The sequence below is a fragment of the Bacillus cereus group sp. BfR-BA-01330 genome, assembly GCF_022663885.1.
GTDB lineage: Bacteria > Bacillota > Bacilli > Bacillales > Bacillaceae_G > Bacillus_A > Bacillus_A cereus.
Window position 1 is genome coordinate 351,290 of record NZ_JAKUGK010000007.1, and the last position, 14,513, is coordinate 365,802.

Genomic DNA, 14,513 nt, shown 5'->3' on the forward strand with positions numbered 1-14,513 from the left:
CTTCGTTTTTTTTAACTTTATTTTTTCTCTACTAATTTCTTATTCTTCCAATCTAGTGTGAACAATTTATTAAATGTTTTTTGATCAACGTCTTTTACGTTGTTTCCAACCCAGTTTGCAGTTCCGAATGTGTAGCCTGGACGAAGTTGGTAATCGTCGGCGTGTTTTGTATAAGCGACTTGTAAGTTAGATTGATCTGTATTTTTTTCAGAGATAACAACAGCAATCATACCAGGAGAGAAACCGCTATTTGTTAATGCTGGAAGTTGATCCATCGGTATTAAATTACCTTTTGCATCAGATTCATATAGGTATGTGCGAGAGTACATGAAAAGTTGGTTTCCATATAAAGAATGATAGGAGTCCCGTGTGTAAATACCCCAGTTTTGATTGTTATATCCGTTAAAGAATACGTTCCACTTTACGTTTTTGTTTGTTTGGTCAATTAAATTTGTTTTATAACTAGTTTGTTTATAGCTTACAGAGTCAGACCAAGTGACTTGACCAGTTGCACCAGCTTCACCGCTAGGGCCATTAGGCGTTACAGAAGCTTTAACAGAGCCACCAAGTTGATAAGATACGCTAGATGTTACAGTCGTTTCTTCTACAGCATTTGTAGGCGCTACGTTAAAGAAACGAGCGCTGTTATCTTGAAGGTTAAATGCAACATCATATTGTGAAGGATAACGTAATGTTGCACTAGCGCCAGGGATTGGGTAGTTATCAATAGGTGCATCACTTATAGTAGGATTTGCTTTTAGAAAACTACCAGTTGTATTAATAACGGCAATCTGTTTATCAGCGCTCGGGTCATCGATAAAAGTTACCTTTAAAGACATTGTCATATTATCAGCTTGATCATTATTAAATGTATTATAGCTCGTATGTGTTTTTGCATTTTGCCCGATATCTGTTACAACTTGTGACGTCGTTTGAGCGTAAGCAGCAGGTGTTGAAAGAGTTACAGCGCTACTAGCAAAAACAGCGGATAATGCTAAACATTTTAAGTATGTTTTAGAACGTTTCATACAATCACTTCCTTTTATCTTTGTCGATATATGTCGTATTACATTTATATCGTAACATGAAAATAAAACGGAATGGATGGTTATGCATAATTGCATAGATGAGTTTTGAAGGATAAAGATAATAGAATTTCATCCAACACTTAAGACTCGAAAATGTCCATTACAGCCGTTCTTAAAAATTTTAAGACAATATGTTTATCAATGTTCTTATTCTGAAGATTGAAGCGCTTAATATTTACGTTATAAGTGCATAACAAGTTATAATAAAAGAAATCAATAAGGAGGCTGGCTGTGAAGAATCTTCGTTATCTCAATATATTTACCATATTAATTATATACACACTACTTATGTTTTACATCGGCTGGAACGGATGGGTTTGGCTTCATGCGGTATTTGGCTGGGAATCTTGGGGATATTATGCTTTTATAGTCGCATTTATTTCATATGCGTACATTCTCGTGCAAGTGTTTAAGTTTTTGCCATTTCTACGAACGATCGGTTCAATTTGGTTCGCGGTCATACAATACGCGCTTATGTTGTTGCCATTAGCTAATATTATGGTCTTTCTTTTACAGTTTTCAGTAGAGAAAGAAGCGGCAATTATTTGGACAGGGGCGGCTGTGATAGCTGCATTTATCTTTATCTTTGCGTATGGAGTATTTAATGCGTATAGTCCGGTAGTAAGAAAGTACGAGGTGCACATACCGAAAAAGGTAGAGGGGCGTAAAAGTTTACGCATTGCGATGGCTTCTGATATGCATTTCGGTAAACTGTCTGGCGTTTCGCATTTAAAAAGACTTGTTCGTCATGTAAATGAGATGGAACCTGATATTATTTTACTGCCAGGTGATATTATCGATGATCATCCAGGTGTGTTCATTCAAAAGAATATGGGACCAATCATGAAACAAATGAAAGCACCATTAGGCGTATATGGCGTATTAGGAAACCATGAATACTACGGCAGAGCGGTTCCAGAGTTTTTACAAGAGATGGATAAGATTGATATTCGTATTCTTTTAGATGAAGTAATTACAATTGAAGATGACTTTTATCTCGTTGGAAGAAGAGATAAAACAGAGCGAGATCGTCAAAGCTTTGAACAATTAATGAGTACGGTAGATAAATCGATGCCTGTTATCGCAATGGATCACCAGCCATTTGAGTTGAAACAAGCAGCAGCGGCAGGTGTAGATTTATTATTATCCGGTCATACGCACCGCGGACAAATGGCGCCCAATCATATTGTAACGAGAAGAATGTACGAGCTAGACTGGGGATACGCACAAAAAGGTGCGTTCCACGCAATTGTTTCTTCTGGATTTGGATTTTGGGGACCCCCGCTTAGACTTGGTAGTAGGTCGGAGATTGTGCAGGTAGAAGTTACGTTTGAATAGGGGTTATGAAATAGAGAGTTGATGGCTCTCTATTTTTTTTAATAAAAACAAATAAAAATAAATATTTATGTTGGTGCTAATTTCATAAAAGAGATACGATTATAAGACTCGATTAAAATAAAGGGGGATTGTAAGTGATCATATCAGATGTACTATACGGAGAATTTGAAGTGGATCAAGTAGTAGAAGAATTAATTTCAAGTAAGTCTATGCAAAGACTAAAGGGAATTCATCAAAATGGCGCAAGTTACTTAGTGAACGAGAAATGGAATGTAACGCGCTTTGATCATTCAGTTGGTGTTATGTTATTAGTTAAAAAACTAGGTGGTTCAGTAGAAGAACAGATCGCTAGTTTACTGCATGACGTATCGCATACTGCCTTTTCCCACGTGATTGATTACGTTTTTGATAATGAAGATGAAAGTTATCATGAAGAGATATTTAGTTCTGTTGTGAAAAACTCAGAAATTCCAGCGATCCTTGCGAAGCATGGTTATAACTATGAAGATATTTTATTAGATGATTCGAAGTGGACATTACTGGAAAGGTCAGCGCCCGAATTATGTGCAGATCGAGTGGATTATACGTTACGAGATATGTATACATACGGATATATTTCTTTAGAAGAGGTTCATAGATTTTTAGAGGATATTATCGCAGTAGAGGGGAAAATGGTCCTTCAAAGTATCGAAATGGCAGAGTGGTTTACAGAAACGTATTACAAAGAAGTAATCGATTTCTTTATGAAACCAATGAATATTTACGGAAATGATATGTTAGTGAAAACGTTAAAGTTAGCTCTTCATAAAAAGGTTATTCATGCAGATGATTTCCTTCTTGAAGATGCTGAGCTTATTTCGAAATTGCAGCAATGTAATGATTCAGAAGTCCATGCTTTATTAAGAAAAGTTCATCCCAATGTAAAAGTAAAAGAAGATAGAGACGATTACGATTTGTATCAGAAAAATAAAGTCCGTCTTATTGATCCTCCGTTACTTCGTGAAGGTGAAGTTATTCCAGCATCTGTTGTGTCAGAAAACATAAGACAGATGAGTGATATTGCTTATGAAAAAGCGGTGAGAGGGATGTATGTGAAAGTGATTTCGAATTAAAAAAGAAGTAGCGCATCGTTTTTAGAGCGCTACTTCTTTTTTATTAATGATCAAACCAATTCCAAATCTCAATATCTCCAAGAGTCGCATAACGTACGTGCGGGGAGTTTTGTAATTTTAATAACTCTTTCGACGGGCCAGTAATGACAATGCCGTATACTTTTACGCCATTCTCTTTTACATATTCATAACGTTTATCTAAGTTTAGTTCTTTCTCAGAAAGCGCTGCTATTTTGCTTACCGTTTTTTTATGGATAGAAAGGACGCGCATCATTTCGGTTACTTTGTCTTCTTGCGTTTTCTGCCCGTCAGTTTCATTATCGAGGAATCTTACATGTTCTGGAAACCCTATAGCTTCTCCGCCATGTAGGATATAGTCATCTACATTTTTTCTTTCTTGTCCTGTATCTAAAGCGTACTATAAAGGAGTTGGAGGGAGTTCTTGTGCCTCGAATGTGCTATATAAAAGCGGTTCTAATTCTTTTAAAGTGTAAGCTTTATCAAAAGAAATTGCTACTTCTGCAACGGTTCCATCATGTACTTTTGCAAGTGTATCCCATACTTTTTTTGATGAATCCTTTAAATAATCACCCTGCTCTGTTTTTGGATGAACAAAGAAGAGTTTTGGTTGATAGAACGGATTCATCCAAGTTCGCTTCGTAACATCTACAGATGATAAGAAGCTTTTTGTTTCTATTGTACCGAGGGGCATTTCTTTTTTACCGACGGTTCGTACTAAATCAAATTGGCTATTCGTACGGAAAAAAGCTTCTACACTTGTTCCGCCTCCCATAACACGGCTATTTGGGATCGTTGCTTCAAGTGTAAGCGAAGGAACCTCTCTAATTTCTTCTAGCCTTTTATCATTATTAGCTTGAAAATAAAAGGCTGATAATACCCCGCCGATTATATAGATAACGATGCAAATTGATAATATAAAACCAAACGTTTGTAAACGATGTTTCCACTTAATTCTCCAAAAAGGAATTTTAAGATTTTTTGGAGGTAACTTTTTCTTAATTGGTTCTGTTTTTGTTAACAGCTCATCTAAGTAAGCTTCACACTCTTCACATGACTCAATATGACTTTCTAACAGTTCTTGTTCATCATGCGTGAGCGTTCCATTTTCATACTTCTTCCATAGTTTTTTAAATTCTGTACAACCCATCCGTATCACTCCTTTATGCTTTTCATTTCTTTTCGTCCCCTGTGTAATTCAATTTTCACTTTCGCTAATGAGAGACCAGTCATTTCTGCTATTTCCTTATAGGAGAATCCATAGTAATCTCGTAGTAGCAGGGCATTTCGTCTTTCGAGCGGAAGAGAAGATAAACTGTCTAACCAACTAGCAATCTCATGTTTTACGAAATATTCATGTTCTGTACTTGGCACATTTGGTAAATAGAATTCTGCAACTTCTGTTGTTTTATATTTCTTTTCTTTACGATGCCAATCCATAAAGGCATTGTAGGCAATTGTAAATAACCACGGCCTAATTTCTTCTCCTTTATAATAGTCAATATGGACGAGCATTCGGTAAAATGTTTCTTGCATGAGATCTTCCGCATAGTGGGAATCTCCGGTTAGGGAGAGAAGATAGCGAAATAAATCTTGCATATGCTCTGAGTAAATTTCTTCTAATGATTGTTTGCGTTTCACTACATTTCCCTCCCTTCATATATAACAACGAAATACATATAAAAAAGTTACAATTTTTTATGGAATTATAGTAAAAAACGTCAAGAATTGGATTGCGTTCTCTTTTATCATAATACATATAAGGCGGGTGAACAGAGATGGAAAGCTATGAAACACAAATTCAAAGGTCAATTGATTATATTGAGGAAGATGTAATGGAAAAACAGACGCTGCGTAATTTAGCACGTATTGCAGGTTTTTCTGAGTCGCATTTTCATCGTGTATTTCAGGCATTAGTAGGTGATACAGTAATGGAGTATGTTCGAAAGCGGAGGTTAGCCCGGGCAGCTTATCAACTTTCTCATACGGATGAAAAAGTTATTGATATCGCGTTTGAACATGGCTTTCAATCTCACGAAACGTTCACGAGAGCCTTTAAAAAATTATTTCAAATGACACCGAGTGAATATCGAAAACAAGAAATCGAAACACCGATGTATTACAGAGTGAATGTAAAGCAAAGAAAATTAAATCCGTATTTAGGGGGCATACAAATGGAATATCGTATTGTAAATAAACCAGAATTTTTAGTGGCGGGTTATGAATTGAAGACGACAAGTAAAGAAGGGAAAAACCATCAAGACATTCCAGTATTTTGGCAAGAATATTTACAAAAAGATCTTGGAACGACGATTCCGAATCGTAAAGATACGAGTCAATGGGTAGAGCTTGGATTATGTACTGATTTTAATTTAGAAACAGGAGACTTCACTTACATTATCGGAATGGAAGTTACAGACTTTGAAAATGTACCAAATGAAATTGCGAAGCGTACTTTCCCGGCAGCAACATATGCAGTATTTACAACGCCGAAAGTTCCTCATGAAGAAATGGTATCGTCTATTCACCAAACTTGGAATGCAGTATTCTCAGAATGGTTCCCGCATTCAGGATATGAACATTGCGGTGTTACGGAGTTTGAACTGTACGATGAGCGTTGCCACGAAGATAAGAGTGAGTTTGCACAAGTAGAGCTTTGGATACCGGTGAAGAAAAAATAATAGGGTAAGAGCGAATCGTTGGGAGATGGTTCGCTTTTTTTATAAGTGGATTGTTAAATTTGTATTGTTTTATCTGTAATACATATGAAAATGGTAAAATAAAGTAGCAATTAAATATTGCGGGTGGAAGGTTATGCCCTTTCTTCATTTTGTGAAGAAAGGAGGTGTAATCGTATGGAATTTCTTTTGCAAATTTTGTTGGAAATTACAAAAACTATAGCTAGAGAAGGTATAGTTTTTGGATTTAAGAAATTAACGGCAAAAAAGCGCAAAAAGAAGACCACCCGTCTGCCTGCGAAGCGTGGGAAGTCTTCTAAGCGCAAATAAGCTTTAGTTGCAACCTTCCACCTTGCGGTAATTAGTTGCAGTGACGGGGTGTTGGAAGCACCTTGTCTACTTCATTTTATGCAAAACTTAGTTAGTTTATACTTCTATTTATAGTATAACAGTTTAGAAATGTATTTGTTAATAGTTTTATTTTTACTTTTACTTTGTATAGTAGGGAAGTAGGTTAGTATTGTCGGTTTTTGTCGGTAAGTCGATATATCTAGAAAATCGCTGATATAATTCGAGTTGCGCCGATATAATTTCATATACCTCTAAAACACCTCAAAAAAACGATCCACATAATTACAATTACTGTAAAATCATCCCAGAAAAGAAAAAAGACGCCACATAGCGTCTTTCCTACGAACGAAACGGAAATACAAGAATAATCGTCGTTCCTTTTCCGAGTGCACTATCAACGGAAATTGTTCCGTTATGAGCATGAACGAGCTGTTTTGTAATGGCTAGGCCAAGTCCAGTTCCGATGTTGCTTTCTTCTGTGTTTGTTCCGCGGTAATATCGTTCAAATAGAAGTTCTTTCGTTTTTTCATCCATTCCTTTTCCGTCATCTGAAATGGAGAGTGTAAAGGAATTAGCGTTTTGTGATAATTTTACGATGACAGTAGTTGTTTCGTTATTATGTTTTACAGCATTTACGAGTAAGTTTTCGATAATACGCTGGAACCATTTTTCTTCAATGAAATATTGAATTTTATTTGAGCTCGGTACGAATTCAATATTTTGATTTTGGAGTGTTGGATTGTTAATAAATTGCAATAACACTTTTTGAACGAACTGATTGATTTCAACGTTTACGTGTTGGGCAGGAAGGCTGTTATTTTTTAATTGATACGTTAAGCTTAAATCATCAATTAATGTCGTCATATATTGAGATTTCTCTTTCATAACACTACCAAATTGCTGAATATCACGATCAGTCCAGTTATATTGATTCGATTCGAGTAATAATGCGTAGCCATATATAGAGCTAAGTGGTGTTTTTAAATCATGCGTTAGACCGGTAATCCATTCTTCTCGTGTTTGCTGGAGTACTTGCCTCATCGCATCATTTTTTTTGAGTGTAATAGAAAGGTGTTCTAGTGAACTTGTTACATCTCTAAACAAACGAAATGACCATTTTTCTTTACCAGATCGCCGGAACCTGATAGGTTTTCCTTTTTTACTAATAGGTTCTTCATACTTTCCACCAGCGATATTTTTAAGCCAGCGCATCGCATGTAATAACGGTTTCCCGAATTTATTACCGTACCAAATAGAAAGAATGACTAAATAAACAAATACGATAAGAAGGATTAATCCGCATCCGATGAGAAACTTCTTAGTAAATACATCTTCAATTTCGTCATCTGGATAGTAGTGATCATTTTTCGCAGTCACAACGAGAAGGTTGCCACTATTTGCATCGTAAAAGCTAGACGTGTTTTCTTTATGATTCCACGGTTCTTTTTCATTAAGGGCAATTTGTATCGCTGAAAATGTTTTTTTCTTTCCAGCTGGATAGGCAAAAACCTCTTCGCCATTTTGATTAAATATTTGAAGTGCTGCTTTTTCTTTAGACAGTAACTGTTTTTCTTGATCTGTTAATGTGAACGAATCCATCGTTAAAGAGGAGTGATCCTTTTGAATTGCTGTCAGTAACGCATTGCTTTTTAACATACCACCATAAATAACAAGTACTTTCTTTTCTTCTAATTCAATTTCCCAATATGTAAATTTATAATTACTTTCGATATGATGTTGTATATATGCGACTAAAGATGTCTTCGTATAAGCATTCGGAACATCATTTGGTGTATTAAAGTGGTAGAGGATTTTTCCGTTTTCATCTACAACTTGGAGCCAATCATTTTTCTCCTTTATTAAATCTTGCACTTCAGATTGTAACGAAATATGCCCATCTTCTGAAGAGATGTATCTTGAAATTGTAAAACTATCAGAATCTGGAATGTTAGGTTCGTATAAAGTACTAGTAAGAAGAAAAATTAAATAAGTAAAAGCAGCAACTACAGCGATAAGTAATGTAACTAAAACAAAAACGTGTTGCATGATAAATTGAATAATAAGTCGTTTATTAAAATTCATATCGTCACCCTACTTTGTAACGAACTTATAACCAAGCCCGCGAACGGTTTTTATATATTCTGGTTTACTTGGATCATGTTCAATTTTTTCACGTAGTTTTCGAATGTGGACCATAACAGTGTTGTCATCGCCATTATAGGCAGGTGCTCCCCAAACTTTTTCGTATATTTCCTCTTTCGAAAATACGTAGTTCGGATTCTCGCAAAAGAAGAGTAGTAGTTGAAAGAGTTGAGCGGAGCATTCGACAATGTGCCCATCTACTGTTAGTTCTGCAGAGTGCTGATCAATTTCAAATCTTCCAAATGAAATCGAGTGTGATTTTTGTTCGTGTGGTACGGTTTGTTTCATATGTCTCCGAAGCTGTGCTTTCATGCGTGCTACTACTTCTAATGGATTAAATGGTTTTGTAATATAATCATCTGCACCGTATGAAAATCCGGATATTTTATCTAAATCAGATGCTTTTGCTGATAGGAAGAAAATTGGACAATCTGTTTGTTGGCGAATGATTGGACAAATATCAAAACCAGATTGTCCAGGAAGCATTACATCTAAAATAATTAAATCGTAATTGTTTTGCTTAGTTAGAGATAAAGCCATTTCAGCTGATGTTGCAGTTGTAATATGAGAAAAGCCTTCTTTTTCAAGAATGGTAGTTAGTAATTGTAAAATTGCTGTTTCATCATCAACGAGTAAAATATTCGCTTGGTACATAAACATCCCTCCTAATTTTCTCGAATATCATATCATCATTTTGTAACTTATGGAATTTTTAAGGAAATTTTAAGGTTTTCTTTCGCAAAAAATTAAGAATCAAATGATATGATAAAAGTAACATAGGGGAGGAGATGAGTGTGAACCCGTTTCAAGTGATGCGAGCTAGATATTTTTTAATTGTATTTGCACTATTAATTTTAATAGCGAGAAGTAGTGGCGATTTGCTAACAAGTATATTTCATATACAAAATTCTTCTTTTATAAATATCCTTATATTCTATATCCTTCCGATGGTATGGATTTCTTATGAGTATAGAAAGCACCACATTTCATTTTCATTATTTGTTAATAAAAATGAAACATTTAACTTGGTACAAGTTTTATACATTACGGTTATGTTATGCATGTTTAGTTACGGGTATCTTATTTTGTATATGTATAGTTTTGCATGGATTACACCGGACTTTATTATGAACGCCCTGCATGAACCAATTGTAGATAGTACTGGGGGATATGTATCTCAAGTCATTAGGGTCGTATTCATCGCACCAATTATCGGGGAATTTGTTTTTCGCGGATTTTTACTTCAACGTTTTGCAACAAAATGGGGAACGAGCATAGCGACCATCGTTGTAGCAATATTGTTTGCGTTGTTACATGTTGATTTCCTCGGTGCAGCCATATTCAGCATCGTATTGTCAATCGTATATATTCGTACGAAAAGTTTACTCATGCCAATTGCAATACATATGTTAAACAATGCATTTGTAATAGGTGCGTCTTTTCTAATAAGTAGAGAAAAAATTATGAGTTTTGCCGATTTCTCAAGTTATACGACATTCTTTCCTGGACTTATTATTTTTATAACAGGATTAAACTTAGTACTTATCTTTTTATTTGTTAATCGCAAATATTGGAGTAAAGAAGTGCCAGTTATATATGCAGAGCAGAAAAAGAGCTTTTCAGATGTAGTCGGGAGTAAATAAGATGAAGAAGACGGTTGAAAAAATATTAAAAGACATTATAGATTCTACGTCTATTACAGATATGTGTGATAAAAGCGTTTGTCATTGGCTTCAACCTGTAGTAGATACGATTGTGTTTCCAGAGTATTACGTATTTTCTAGTACTCATTTAAAAGAAAATATTATTTCTCTTCTTATTGTGTTCGGGGTTTTACTAATATTTGGTCTAATTGTAGAAGAAATGATGAAGCGCATCTTCAAAAAGAATGAAGAGAAGTATATGTGGATTCATAAAGTATTCGAGAAAGTAATGGTGGCTTTCCTTTTGTTTTATGGTATAAAAACAATCATTTACTTTATAGCTTTGAAACATCATTAATTCGAAATTTGAAAGGGATGTATAAAATTATATGAATGAAACGATATCATCAAATAAGTTTTTTTATTTGATTTTACTTAGTCTAGTGTTAATAACGACAGTGAATGTTATTTTGCGCTGGGAGGAAGCTTATTTTTTCATGTATTTAGCGCTCCATTTGTTGGGGATTTTATGTATAAGTGGCGGAGTCGTTACTGAAAAAAAGAATGAAGAAAGCGTTAACTATATGTGTGTGATCGGTCTGGTTTTACTTTTAGCTGTACAGGGGATTATGAAATATAGTTCTTTCTCTTTACAAGATTTTAGTTTATTAATAGATGTACTTCCTTAAAGAGGCTCTTTATGTTATCTAAAAAGCAAGTAGGGTACGTGTTGGTTTGCAAGTGCGATCCTTATTCCGTATTGTGAACCGAAGAAAGTGTTTAAAGATAGGCAAAACTCTTCTTATGTAGAAGAGTTTTTTATGTAAATAAAAGGATTTCGAGCAATTCACATAATAAGCTTGTTCTAATTTAGCGTGTACGAACTTACAATAATAATAGACAGGCAGCATAGAGGAGGGAATAGCGTGAGGAAGGTTATCGGTTGGTCGCTTTTTTTGTACGTTGGATTTGCGTTACTTATATATTGGTATTTATTTGGATGGAATCATGAACTTATTCCGGACATGTATAAGGGAACGAGTGCAGATCCAGAAACGTTTATGAGTGCGAGAGAGCTTACGCTAAGCCAAGATTATTCGCGCGTGAAAAATTTACTATACTTTTTAGCGACGCCTCTTGAATGGATTATTTTATTATTTGTACTTGTGCTAGGTATTTCAAGAAAGTTTGAGAAATGGTCGAAGGAAACGACTAAAATAAGTGTTTTGCAAGTTGCGATTTATTTCTTTTATTTATCATTACTGACAACAGTGCTTGCCTTACCGATGCAATGGATTGGCCGGAAAGTGTCCATTGATTACGGCATTTCAACGCAAAGTACACAAAGCTGGATAAAAGATCATGTTATCGGTTTTTGGGAAAGTTATGCGACTATGTTAATTGTAGTGACCGTTCTATTATGGCTTATCCGTAAATTTCCGAAGAGATGGTGGCTAGCAGGGTGGGCGCTCTCTGTTCCATTTACAATCTTTTTAACATTCATACAGCCTGTCGTTATTGACCCACTGTATAACGACTTTTCGACGCTGAAAAATAAAGAATTAGAAACGAAAATTTTAGCGATAGCAGACAAAGCGGATATTCCTGCTAAACACGTATATGAAGTAAATATGTCAGAAAAAACGAATGCATTAAATGCTTACGTAACAGGAATTGGCCCTAACGCCCGTATTGTAATGTGGGATACAACGCTTAAGCAGTTAAAAGATAAAGAGATTTTATTTATCATGGCCCATGAAATGGGGCATTATGTTATGAAGCATATATATTTTGGCGTTGCAAGTTATGTATTGCTATCGTTTATAGGTATGTTTTTAATTAGTCGTATTATAAATATGTGTATTCGCAAATGGGGAGATACATTGCAAATTTCAAAAGTGGCATGTTTCTCCATTTTACCTTTATTTTTCTTAATTTCTTCTATACTCTCATTTGCAGTACAACCAGCAACAAACTATGTTTCACGTATAGAAGAAAGAGCGGCAGATCAATATGCTTTAAATATGACGAAGGACGGAAAATCTGGTGTGAAAACTTTTCAATATTTATCAAAAACAAGTTTAAGCCAAGTGAATCCGCCTGCGTTAGTGAAATTTTTCTTATACACGCACCCACCAATTTTTGAAAGAATTCATACGTTTGAACAATATGAGAAACAAAGAAAAAAGGAGTAGCTATTATGCTACTTTTTTTTATAGAGATATAAGTTTCATATTGGGAATATTTATCATTGCTTTTTATTGCGATTTTGTAAATAATAAGCTATAAAATTCTAAAAATCTATATATAAAGGAATAAAGGTGAAAAAATGTATTTTTTACAAAATTTAAAAGTGAAATATAAATTATTAGCGCTTATTTCATTAGCAGTTTTAGGTATGGTAATTATAAGCAGTGTAGCAATTCATTCTATTAATAAGATTAAGCACGATACAGAGGTTGTAGTAGATGATTATCAATATTCTGCAATTTTATTAGAAGGAATGCTTCGCACACAAAATTCACTAGAATATAACTTATTAGAGTTAATTACGGCATCACAAAATGAAGTGGCAAATAAAGAGGGAATAATTAATAATATTGAAAAGGATCTTAAAAAATATGATTCTTTATTAAAAGAATATGATGATGGTTTTAATTTAAGTAAGCAAGAGGATGAACTGTTTCAGAAGATGAAGAAATCTTTACCAAGTTATAAAGATACATATAAGAAATTATTTGAAAAGGCAAAGGCAACAAACGAGCCGCAAATGGTAAATGAATTTCAGAAGGAATTAAAACCGAAGGGAATAGAGTTAGCTGGTTATGCAGTGGATCTAGAATCGTATGTTTCAAATTTAGCTGACCAAGTATTTAAAGATTCGCAAAAAATGATTGATCGTTCCGTTATTACCTTTATCATTCTTGTAGTAGTTACTACAATCGTTATATGTATAGTAAGTTATATTATTAGCAAGCTTATAGTTGCTCCTTTACAAACGGTTAGTCGTATGATGGAAAGAGCGAAAGAAGGAGATTTAACTGTACATGGTGATTATACTGCTAAGGATGAATTAGGTGTATTAGTAAGTAATTTTAATGAGATGATTGCAGGGCTAAGAACAAATATGCAAGAAGTAGAGAATAATATTCAGCTTCTATTCCAATATGCAGACGGAGTAGCATCTGCGTCAGAAGTATCTAGTAGTGCAGCCAAAAAAATCACTATGGATATTGAAGAAGTCGCAAATGGCGCAGAGAGTCAAATGCAAGCAATGGAACAAACTGCGGGTGCGATGGAAGAGTTGACACAAGGAATGCAGAGTATAGTCAATACATCATCCTCTGTAAATGAATTATCTGCTCAATCAGCATTAGATGCAGAGAGTGGTAACAAATTAATGAAACAAATGATTCAACAGATGGATACAATCCAAAATTCGGTACATAGCGGTGTGAAACAAGTAGAGACTATGAAAGAACAATCAGAAGAAATTGTTAAAATCATTGATGTAATGCAAGGTATTACCTCCCAGATTAACTTATTAGCATTAAACGCCGCAATTGAGGCTGCACGTGCTGGTGAAAGTGGTAGAGGATTTGCAATTGTGGCAGATGAAGTGCGGAAATTAGCAGAACAATCTAGTGATTCTGCAAAACAAATTGAGAATCTTATTACTCAAGTTATGGGAACAACGAACCATACAGTACATATGATGGGGAAAGTAGATAATGAGGTACAGGCAGGTACACAAGTAGTAATGCATACAGAAAAAGTATTTGGAACAATTACAGAAAAAGTACAGCAAGTATCTGAGCAAATTCAAACGGTATCTATGTCTACAGATGAAATTGCAGCGAGTAGTGAGGAAATCTCGGCTTCTGCAGAAGACATGGCTCAAATTTCCCAAAGATCATCTGACCGAACTGATAGGGTAAAAGAGTCTATTCAACAGCAGGAAAAATCTGTTCAAGAGATTTCGGTTTCAATTGAACATATGCATAACGCAGCAGGAAAACTAAAACAAATAGTTGCCCAATTTACTCTTCAAAAGTAGTAGCATATTTGAGTGTTAATAAATATAAAAAAATCATCCTCTTTTAAGAAAAAAGGATGATTTTTTTATCCCGCTATTTGCTGGAC

At 34.8% G+C, this 14,513-nt stretch carries 13 protein-coding genes and 3 pseudogenes; 10 read left to right on the forward strand and 6 right to left on the reverse strand.

Annotated elements, in window-relative coordinates; genetic code table 11:
• Positions 1-17: 17 nt before the first annotated feature.
• Both cytK2 and MR112_RS28945 read right to left on the reverse strand, forming a co-directional pair.
• Positions 18-1,028 (reverse strand): beta-channel forming cytolysin CytK2, encoded by a 1,011-nt coding sequence (gene cytK2 / locus MR112_RS21425; RefSeq protein WP_000830629.1) that lies wholly within the window; start codon positions 1,026-1,028, stop codon positions 18-20.
• Positions 1,029-1,171: 143 nt separating this feature from the next.
• Positions 1,172-1,285 (reverse strand): annotated as a pseudogene (locus tag MR112_RS28945) (TetR family transcriptional regulator); the annotation flags it as partial.
• 34 nt (positions 1,286-1,319) lie between these two features.
• On the opposite strand from MR112_RS28945, the gene MR112_RS21435 reads away from it, so the two are divergent.
• Positions 1,320-2,426, forward strand: a complete 1,107-nt coding sequence (locus MR112_RS21435; RefSeq protein WP_000793735.1) for a metallophosphoesterase — start codon at positions 1,320-1,322, stop codon at positions 2,424-2,426.
• Positions 2,427-2,560: 134 nt separating this feature from the next.
• Positions 2,561-3,538, forward strand: a complete 978-nt coding sequence (locus MR112_RS21440; RefSeq protein WP_000587075.1) for an HD domain-containing protein — start codon at positions 2,561-2,563, stop codon at positions 3,536-3,538.
• Positions 3,539-3,581: 43 nt separating this feature from the next.
• Here the strand turns inward: MR112_RS21440 and MR112_RS21445 are convergent.
• Both MR112_RS21445 and MR112_RS21450 read right to left on the reverse strand, forming a co-directional pair.
• Positions 3,582-4,706 (reverse strand): annotated as a pseudogene (locus MR112_RS21445) (anti-sigma factor).
• Positions 4,707-4,711: 5 nt separating this feature from the next.
• Positions 4,712-5,197: an RNA polymerase sigma factor gene (locus tag MR112_RS21450; RefSeq protein ID WP_226369027.1), complete on the reverse strand. Its 486-nt coding sequence runs from the start codon at positions 5,195-5,197 to the stop codon at positions 4,712-4,714.
• A 137-nt stretch (positions 5,198-5,334) separates the two neighbouring features.
• On the opposite strand from MR112_RS21450, the gene MR112_RS21455 reads away from it, so the two are divergent.
• Together MR112_RS21455 and MR112_RS21460 are read left to right on the forward strand one after the other, a co-directional pair.
• On the forward strand, positions 5,335-6,237 hold the full coding sequence (locus MR112_RS21455) for an AraC family transcriptional regulator (RefSeq protein ID WP_000446842.1): 903 nt from the start codon (positions 5,335-5,337) through the stop codon (positions 6,235-6,237).
• A gap of 174 nt (positions 6,238-6,411) precedes the next feature.
• Complete coding sequence (locus tag MR112_RS21460; protein ID WP_000394943.1) at positions 6,412-6,564, forward strand: hypothetical protein; 153 nt, start codon at positions 6,412-6,414, stop codon at positions 6,562-6,564.
• 360 nt (positions 6,565-6,924) lie between these two features.
• Here MR112_RS21460 and MR112_RS21465 read toward each other — a convergent pair whose 3' ends face one another.
• Together MR112_RS21465 and MR112_RS21470 are read right to left on the reverse strand one after the other, a co-directional pair.
• Positions 6,925-8,667 carry a sensor histidine kinase gene (locus MR112_RS21465; protein ID WP_226369028.1) on the reverse strand — a complete coding sequence of 581 codons (1,743 nt, stop codon included), beginning with the start codon at positions 8,665-8,667 and terminating at the stop codon, positions 6,925-6,927.
• Between the two features lie 9 nt (positions 8,668-8,676).
• Positions 8,677-9,381: a response regulator transcription factor gene (locus tag MR112_RS21470; RefSeq protein ID WP_000283871.1), complete on the reverse strand. Its 705-nt coding sequence runs from the start codon at positions 9,379-9,381 to the stop codon at positions 8,677-8,679.
• Between the two features lie 140 nt (positions 9,382-9,521).
• On the opposite strand from MR112_RS21470, the gene MR112_RS21475 reads away from it, so the two are divergent.
• From MR112_RS21475 to MR112_RS29080, 6 genes and pseudogenes are all read left to right on the forward strand, one after another.
• A complete protein-coding gene (locus tag MR112_RS21475; RefSeq protein ID WP_001067988.1) occupies positions 9,522-10,370 on the forward strand; it encodes a CPBP family intramembrane glutamic endopeptidase in 849 nt (282 codons plus the stop codon).
• Between the two features lies 1 nt (position 10,371).
• Positions 10,372-10,728 (forward strand): hypothetical protein, encoded by a 357-nt coding sequence (locus MR112_RS21480; RefSeq protein WP_000754337.1) that lies wholly within the window; start codon positions 10,372-10,374, stop codon positions 10,726-10,728.
• Positions 10,729-10,759: 31 nt separating this feature from the next.
• On the forward strand, positions 10,760-11,059 hold the full coding sequence (locus MR112_RS21485; protein ID WP_001006050.1) for a DUF2101 family protein: 300 nt from the start codon (positions 10,760-10,762) through the stop codon (positions 11,057-11,059).
• Positions 11,060-11,296: 237 nt separating this feature from the next.
• On the forward strand, positions 11,297-12,565 hold the full coding sequence (locus tag MR112_RS21490) for a M48 family metallopeptidase (RefSeq protein WP_242245283.1): 1,269 nt from the start codon (positions 11,297-11,299) through the stop codon (positions 12,563-12,565).
• 134 nt (positions 12,566-12,699) lie between these two features.
• Positions 12,700-13,479 (forward strand): annotated as a pseudogene (locus MR112_RS29075) (MCP four helix bundle domain-containing protein); the annotation flags it as partial.
• A gap of 156 nt (positions 13,480-13,635) precedes the next feature.
• Entirely contained in the window at positions 13,636-14,427 is a 792-nt protein-coding gene (locus MR112_RS29080) for a methyl-accepting chemotaxis protein (protein WP_404978265.1), read from the forward strand.
• Positions 14,428-14,513: the final 86 nt, after the last annotated feature.

Coding starts and splice junctions, on each gene's coding strand:
- cytK2 (WP_000830629.1), bottom strand. CDS start 1,028: ATGAAACGTTCTAAAACATACTTAAAATGTTTAGCATTATCCGCTGTT.
- MR112_RS21455 (WP_000446842.1), top strand. CDS start 5,335: ATGGAAAGCTATGAAACACAAATTCAAAGGTCAATTGATTATATTGAG.
- MR112_RS29080 (WP_404978265.1), top strand. CDS start 13,636: ATGCAAGCAATGGAACAAACTGCGGGTGCGATGGAAGAGTTGACACAA.
- MR112_RS21485 (WP_001006050.1), top strand. CDS start 10,760: ATGAATGAAACGATATCATCAAATAAGTTTTTTTATTTGATTTTACTT.
- MR112_RS21465 (WP_226369028.1), bottom strand. CDS start 8,667: ATGAATTTTAATAAACGACTTATTATTCAATTTATCATGCAACACGTT.
- MR112_RS21470 (WP_000283871.1), bottom strand. CDS start 9,381: ATGTACCAAGCGAATATTTTACTCGTTGATGATGAAACAGCAATTTTA.
- MR112_RS21460 (WP_000394943.1), top strand. CDS start 6,412: ATGGAATTTCTTTTGCAAATTTTGTTGGAAATTACAAAAACTATAGCT.
- MR112_RS21480 (WP_000754337.1), top strand. CDS start 10,372: ATGAAGAAGACGGTTGAAAAAATATTAAAAGACATTATAGATTCTACG.